3 protein-coding genes and 1 pseudogene are annotated in these 8043 nt (G+C 46.5%); 1 reads left to right on the forward strand and 3 read right to left on the reverse strand.

Going from position 1 to position 8043, the window contains the following annotated elements; genetic code table 11:
- Window positions 1–16 precede the first annotated feature (16 nt).
- The 3 genes and pseudogenes from HMPREF9304_RS07340 to HMPREF9304_RS07350 all read right to left on the reverse strand — a co-directional run bounded on the left by HMPREF9304_RS07340 (window position 17) and on the right by HMPREF9304_RS07350 (window position 6682).
- A complete protein-coding gene (locus tag HMPREF9304_RS07340; RefSeq protein ID WP_036927886.1) occupies window positions 17–2071 on the reverse strand; it encodes a RagB/SusD family nutrient uptake outer membrane protein in 2055 nt (684 codons plus the stop codon).
- Window positions 2072–2093: 22 nt separating this feature from the next.
- Window positions 2094–5191 (reverse strand): annotated as a pseudogene (locus HMPREF9304_RS07345) (SusC/RagA family TonB-linked outer membrane protein).
- Window positions 5192–5221: 30 nt separating this feature from the next.
- Window positions 5222–6682 (reverse strand): IPT/TIG domain-containing protein, encoded by a 1461-nt coding sequence (locus HMPREF9304_RS07350; protein ID WP_036927888.1) that lies wholly within the window; start codon window positions 6680–6682, stop codon window positions 5222–5224.
- Between the two features lie 614 nt (window positions 6683–7296).
- Between HMPREF9304_RS07350 and HMPREF9304_RS07360 the strand changes: the two genes are divergently transcribed.
- On the forward strand, window positions 7297–7890 hold the full coding sequence (locus tag HMPREF9304_RS07360; RefSeq protein ID WP_231564490.1) for a sugar transferase: 594 nt from the start codon (window positions 7297–7299) through the stop codon (window positions 7888–7890).
- Window positions 7891–8043: the final 153 nt, after the last annotated feature.

The following is an 8043-nucleotide window of genomic DNA, read 5'->3' on the forward strand; positions in this document are numbered from 1 at the left end:
TGTCTATGGTTTATGATTATCTTTCCCATCCCCAGTTTTGATCCATCTTGGGCAGCTTGAGCAACTCGTAATGGTTGAGCGGCAAGAATATCATCTTAGGTTTGGCAATACGGTCTCTATAGTTCTGTTCGTCTATCTGCACGATGTTCCAGAAGCCTCCGTTGGAGTTGGTATCATCGCGATCTTTACCTACGTCTAATCCTCGCCAGTTGCTACTATTAGCATCTTCGTCGAGATAGGTTCCCCAACGTCGAGTGTCGAAGTAGCGGTAACCCTCGTTGAACAACTCAACCTGTCGCTCGTTTCTAATCACTTTTTCGAACGCATCCTTATCATTCAAGGTAGAGGCTTCTACACCGGGGAGTCCTACTCGGTAGCGTATCATGTTGAAATACTTCGCCATGAATTCTGCATCACGACTGATGCTTACGTCTACCAGCTCTCCACTGCGGTTCCATGTCTTCACCGTTGGATTGCCCTCAATGTTGTTCATCGCCTCACACAGTTCGAGCAGAACTTCTGCATAACGGATGATAGGATATGGCTTCATCGTTCTCATCACACCATTCGTATTGGGTGCCCATGAGTCGTCTGGGTGTACATACTTCACCGAGGTATATCCTGTGATGTTTACGTCATTAGGATTATTCTGCGCACCAGCCTTACCTGCTATTCCGTCACTGTTGTCGTACCAGAATTGCTTATTGATTTTTGAACCGTCGGCACTGGCAGAGTTCATCTCCCATACACGTCCAGGGAAACCAATGCTTGCGTAGAAACGTGCCGATCGGTTAGCATACATATTTGGAATGCCCGACTTGAGTACGAAAGTAGAGAGGTTTTGTGCCTTCTCTGTGGTGTTCTCAAAATCAGCGTCATACAAGCTGGAGTTAGCTGGCAACTTTCCGTCTGCCATTAAGAAGCAGTCTATCACGCGTTGTGGAACGCTCAGACCACCCCAGCCACCAAGTCCACCGCCCACTGGGAAGCAGTGTTGTGTGTATTCAATAACGCTACCCGAAGCTGCATGAGCCCATATAAACTCGCGGTTCACCATTGGCAATCCCTCACCGTTGAACATGTCGGCAAACGAGTGGTAAGGGTCTATACCTCCCACGCCCTCTGGAAATTCCTTGTTTCGCAACGATTCGTCTACGTTGTCAAGCGGATATGGGAATTGCTTATCAGCCTTTACCGTGTAGAGCTCGTAGTAGTTCATGTCTACCACCTGCTTAGCTGCTGCGGCTGCCACTGCCCAACGATTGGGATCATACTTTTGGTTGATGTAATCGGCACCATCGCTCTTGCGCTTCCAACCACTGAAACAGCGATGCGCACTGTCACCACCGTTAAAGGTTGGCGATGCTTGTAGTAGACGAAGGCGAGCAATCAATGCCAATGCGGCACCCTTGGTTGGACGTGAGAAATAAGCGAGCGACTGATCTTGCGGTTCAGAGATACCCTTTAATGATAGGGCAAACTCGTTACAGATATAGTCTATTGACTCATCGAACGTAGAACGCTCACGGTTGTAGTACTCACTGTCTTTGTCGGTGGGGATAATCTCGTCGCCCACGATGAGCAGCGGTCCCCAGTTCATCAGCAAGTGGTAGTAAGCCCAGCCACGCATGAAGTGTACATAGGCTTTGTATTCACGACGGTCGCCGTCGTTCATGTCTGCCACTTTGTCTACGTTAGCGAGCATCTTGTTGCAACGCTGTATAATCACATACATGTCTTTCCACAAGTACCAGTTGGGGATGTTGGTTTCGTTGATTTTTCCAACAGAGAACTGCGCTCCCCAAAACTCTGAGGTCTGCCACTTCACGGCTATTTCGTCCGAAGCGGTCTCGCCAGGATTCCACGAATGTCCCCAAATATTTCCTTCGTGTGGGAATTCTTGTGGGGTATTCCACAAATATCCTTCTGCGTTCTGCTTGCTGTGGAAGACAGAGTCCTCCTTGAACGTAGCTTGGAAATAATTGTCCACGTCCAGAAAGTCGCAGGATGTAAGCATGCCGCTGGCAGCCATGAGGCCTGCACCAGCTATGGTCATGATGATTTTTTTCATATTGTAATATCGTTTGTATTTCTTAGAAGTTTAGGTAAAGCTGCAAAGCGTATGTCATTGGCAACGGATATACGGCGCCATTAGCCCCAGCCTGCTCGGGGTCGAAGTATTTCACGTTGTCGATAGTGAAGATATTATTCATGACGAATTCGCAGTCTAAAGAAGATAACCCACATGCGGTAATCCATTTCTTGTGGTGCAGCTTGTAGCGCACGCTCAACTCTTGGAATCGGAGGAACGATCCGTCACGCTTCCAGAATGATGACAGTTGAGCATTGTTGCTATTGCCTCCGTACGAGAGTCTTGGGAACTCTGCGTTGGGGTTTTCAGTAGCTGTAGTTCCAGAGTACCAAGCTGGCGTCCAGCGGTTCTTTGGGTTGTTGGCGTGCTTGAGCACATTTCCTATCTCACCGTTGTAGAATGGAATCCATCCAGAGTCATTATAGAGGCCTGAACGATAGTATTCCACCTTGGCAGAACCCTTGAACAGGAATCCAACGGTCAGGTCTTTCCATGTATAATCGGCACCGAATCCGTACATTAACCGTGGCAGCTGATTGCCGTAACTCAATGGCACGCGGTCGTCGTTGTTCACTACGCCGTCACCGTTTACGTCACGATACTTGATATCACCAGGACGTACCTTACCGAACATCTGTTCGGGGCTGGTTTCTATTTCCTCCTTGCTCTTAAAGAGTCCTTCAGCAATAAGACCACGCAAGATATACAATGGCTTTCCGTTCGAACTCTGGTAACCGTATGCGTAGAGAGGTTCCTCAAAATTGTCAACGATATTCTCAGAGAACGTGTAGTTGGCACGTACAGTGAAACTCATGTCCTTGTTGATAGGGTGATGATATGAGATGTTTCCATCAGATCCGTAGCTGTGCATCTTACCCACGTTAGAGAATGGAATGGTAATCATACCTGCATATTCTGGTAAGGTGACGCGCTGGCGGTAGATGTTGTCACGAACATCGTAGAAGAAGTCTACGGTGAAGGCGAGTCTATCCTTGAAGAATTTGCCTTCAATACCCACGTCGCTCTTTCTTGATACCTCCCATTTCAGGTTGTCGGCTCCAATCTGTTTCTCTCGAATACCTAATCCTTGATAGCCCCAGTAGGTGGGTGCCGTATGGTTGATGAGTGTGAGGTAAGGGAAGCGTGTACCTGTAATTTGGTCGTTACCTGACAATCCGTAGCTACCACGTATCTTCAAGAACGAGAACCAAGGCATCGCATCCTTGAACCACTGGTAGTTGGATGGAATCCAACCTGCAGCGATAGATGGGAAGAATCCGAAGCGCTCGCCCTTCTTGAACTGTGCCGAACCCGTGTAACCGAAGTTGGCATCAATGAAGTAGGTGTCTTTATAGCCGTAGTGCAAACGTCCCGAAAGGTTCTGTCTACGAGCGGGAATGGCATTGATGCCCATGGCATCGTTACCCCAATCGGTACCTTTGGTGTCTTCCATGTAGTAGAAAATCAAAGCACCCATGTTATGATCGCCGAAGGTGCGGTTCCAGTTGGCTTTTGCCTCAAGATAGTATTTGCGCCATCCGCTGTTGCTACTGCCGTAAACCATGTCTAGCGCACGACTGTTCAGACTCTTGATGAGTGCACCCTGTGCGCTACGACCCGTGGCGTGATACAAGTCGGGAGCGATGATACGTCGCTCGTTGAAGTCGGTGGTATGGTCCATCATGGCTTGTACCGATGCCTCCAGTCCCTGCAACACACCATTGAACTTTTGCGTGAGCTTCAGCGTTGTCATGTTGCGGGTTGAGTTCTGGTCTTTGTAACCGTAGTAGTTGAGTGCAGCGTAGGGTGAAATCAAGTTGTCTCGCCCGAAAGTAGGTATGGTGCCATCGGAATATTCCACGGGCATCATCAGCGGGTTCATCACGCGTATGTTGTTCCATACTGCATTGGTACCCATACCGCCTGGCGTGGTGTAGTTCACGATGTTTCCGTCAACACCAAAGTACAGGGTGGTGAGCTTAGTGAGGTTCATGTCGATGTTGGCACGATACGTCATCTTACGGTATGTCAACGGCTTCTTGAACACGTTTCCTTTTTGATTGTAAGCAGCGCCCTCGTCTTGGTAACCCAATGACAAGAAGTAGCGTGCGATGTCGCCACCGCCTCGTGCGCTCATATAGTAGTTTTGCTGCAACGACGTTTTCTTCATAATCTCATCGGTCCAGTTCACATCAGGATACAAGTCTCTGTCCAGTCCGTGCTTAATCAAGTCGAGCTGAAGTGGTGTGTACAAATCCGATCACCTGACATGGCACGTGCCTCGTTAGCCAACAGGGCATAGTCGTAAGCACCGAGATACTGTGGTATGCGCTTGATTTGCGACAGCTTTACCGAGGCACGCCCCGTAATGCTGAGCTTACCCATAGCACCACGCTTAGTCGTCACGATGACTACACCGTTTGCACCACGCACACCGTAAACGGCGGTCGCTGATGCGTCTTTCAGAATAGAGAACGACTCTACGTCGTCTACGTCGATGTCATCGAGTTTTCCTTCAATACCGTCAATCAACACCAAGGCTGAGCCGTTGGCACCGAAGGTACTGATACCACGAATCCAGAATTGCGAAAGGTTACGACCTGGCTCTCCTGAGGTTTGCATGGTGATGACACCTGCCACACGTCCACCGAGCATGTTGCTCAGCGACATACCTGGAGCTTTCAATTCCTTGGGGTCGATAGTAGAGATAGCTCCTACCACTGACACTTTCTTTTGTGAACTCAAGCCCGTTACCACCACCTCGTCAACGGTGCTGGCATCTTCTTTGAGCACGAACTTTTGGTCAGCAAGATCTTTGGTCACTAATTTCTCTATGGTTTTCATACCCACAGCCTGTATCACGAGAGTGGCGTTTGGGTCTACCTTAATGGTGAACTTTCCGTCCAAGTCGGAAACAACTCCTCGTCCCGGAACGTTTTTGATGATGATGGTGGCGCCTGGGTACGGTTCGTCCTGTTCGTCAACCACAACTCCCGACACGGTGAATGTCTTGCTCTTGGTTTTGTCGTTGGCATTCTGTGCAAAGCCGTTTGTGACTACAGCGAGTAACAGAGCCAGCGTATAGATAAATTGTTTCATATTGGTTTGATATACTATTATTTCATGGATTTATTCAATCGTCAGCTTGCGAATGCAGCGGTTGCCAGTGTCGGCAACGTACACGATACTACCATCAGCGTTCACTGCCACACCACGCGGATAACGGAACTGTGCCACGTCTGGACCTCCTTCCTTAAATCCAGCCGATCCTGGCAGACCTATGACGGTGGTCACAGTGGCTTTATTGTCAGGTTGGTTGGTATCAATACAACGGATACAGCTGTTCATACTGTCGGCAATGTACATCTTGCCATCGGCAGTGAAACATATCTGTCGTGGATATTTAAACTTGGCATTCTTTAGAAGACCATCCTCCCAGCCGCTACCAGCACTGGTTCCTTCCCAGCATGCGCGTCCAGCATATTTCTCACCGTGATATTCGTTAGGGTCTTTTCCCTCCAACTGATCAATGTCCACGTACCATATCTCGTTGTTGTCGGTCTGGCAAATGAACAGACGGTTGGGCATAACAGGACTGAAAGCGAAGTATGAGTCGCTACCATTGCTGCTTGCTCCATGAATACCAATCTTCTTGAGCAAGATAGTCGCCTTACGTGTCTTAGGATTGATTTTTACCAACTGTCCTTGGTGCATGACAGTATAAAGATTGTGGTCTGTTTTGTTGACTACGAAGCAAAACTTCCAGTTGTGCTCATCAAGTGTCTTTGTATCCTCTGACTTGATGACACGCAATTTCTGTTGTGCGAAATTGGTGGCTTTTTGGTAACGGTAAAAGTCCATACCACCGTCTAAAGGTGCATACATAGCCTCCATCCCCGACTCATTTGAGAAGGCAGGAGCGTTTACCATACCGCAGTCTTCGCCAAGAAACCTCACATTGTTACGTTTTAGCGAGGCTATCAGCACGTTTCCGTCCTTATTCTCATTTTTACTATTCCTTGCCTGACACCCGTCAGCTCGACCCGTGTGATGAGTTCGTTCACAGATGAAAATATTGTCTTCATTGTCCAAGCAAATGTATGCTGGTGCCGACAGCGTAGTAGAAGTCAGCGTACCTGGCACGGTAGCTTGGTTTTCCGAGTTAGGTTGTCCAATGACGGTAGTCACTGCCGTCTGTGTACGATAGATAAACTTGTTGGGAGCTTCGCCAGAAATGGCTTTCTCTCCTTCTCCTCGCATCACCTTGATGGCGATATTGCGCTTGTAGGTGAGTCCTTTAGGCACGGTGCAATAGATTTTCTCACCGTTCGAGGATACCAATCCGCCACGGTGTTCGATGCCGTCCTCGTCTACATACATCACGCGTAGTCCAGCGGTGTCGGTACCGAAGTTACTACCCGAGATAATCATCGATGTGGCAACACCACCCGAGTCGGGATAGAAATCGTCCACTACGATGGGCTTTGATGGATCGAAGGCTGCACCAGCCGTACTGGTGTCTTTGTCACTGCATGCGGCAAATATGGCACATGCAAGTACGCCTACCATTAAAATTTTATTTTTCTTCATCTTGTTATAAAAATAGTTATTTAGTTGTTTTGGTTATTCTTAAGAGTATATGCTCCTCGTATTCTTTTATTTTTACATGCTTATATATAATAAGGTATAAAGAGCATTTGTTTGGTATAGCATTCTGGTTGTAATAGTTTAGATAGATTTTCAGAAAATTATACAGTTTATAACCCCTTTTTTCTGTTGTTTGCAAAAGTAATCCTTTTTTTTTGAAATAAATGGCTTTTTGCAAAAAAAAATGTTTTTCGAACACACAAGGCTTTCATTTAAGCGATATTATTGTAACAACTAATAAAATATTTTGTTTTTGCAACGGAATGGCACGGAGAAGCACGGAGGTACTATAAACAACTGTTGCAAGAATAAAAAAATTGGCACATCGCAATAACGGACTGAAAGCCCCACAAGCGTGTAGTTCAGGGCATTGCTCCGCCATTGTTCATCAGCCCAACTACTGCACAACACGGCTTTTTTATAAAAATACAGCATTGCATATAATATGTTTAACAAAGCAGCGTTATATTATAAAATATTTTAACGAGGTGAAGCAAATTCCTGCCTATATCAAGTATAACAATGACATTCATAACAAACGATTCATTCCAGACGGGATGAATGAGTTTGAACGCAATATCAAACGTTGTGTCGATTTCCTGATAGCACTCGTTGCCATCATTGTTTTCTCACCAGCTTTCTTGTTGTGCTACATCCTTGTTAAACGCGAAGATGGCTGTCCTGCTATCTTTAAGCAGCAACGCATCGGGCGTTTCGGCAGACCTTTCACCATTTATAAGTTTCGAAGTATGTGCATTGATGCCGAGAAAGACGGACCACAATTGTATGGACATGAACATGAACACAGGATGACCAAAATAGGCAGATACCTGCGCACACATCACTTAGACGAACTGCCACAACTGTGGAACGTGGTTAAAGGTGACATGGCTTTCATTGGTCCACGCCCAGAACGAAAATTCTATATTGACCAGATTATAAAACGTGATCCACGATATGTTTACCTCTACCAAATCCGTCCTGGTGTTACCTCGTATGCCACATTGTACAATGGCTACACGGACACCATGGAAAAAATGCTAAAACGATTGGATTTGGATTTGTATTATTTGGAACATCGGTCGTGGTGGTTTGACTTCAAGATTCTCACCAAGACCTTTATCAACATCCTCTTTGGCAAAATTTTTTAGATTTTTGCAACTTCGTCGTATTTATAACACGGCTCTTTCCATTAAAAATGAATTATTTTGTTGTTGTAAACAGCGTAGAAGAAATCAACAACGAAATAAACTCTAAGTTTGCGACATGAAAAAAATAGGATTAAATCTTTTTGCTTACTAAGG

Source organism: Hoylesella timonensis S9-PR14 (assembly GCF_000762405.1).
Classification (GTDB): Bacteria; Bacteroidota; Bacteroidia; order Bacteroidales; family Bacteroidaceae; genus Prevotella; species Prevotella timonensis_A.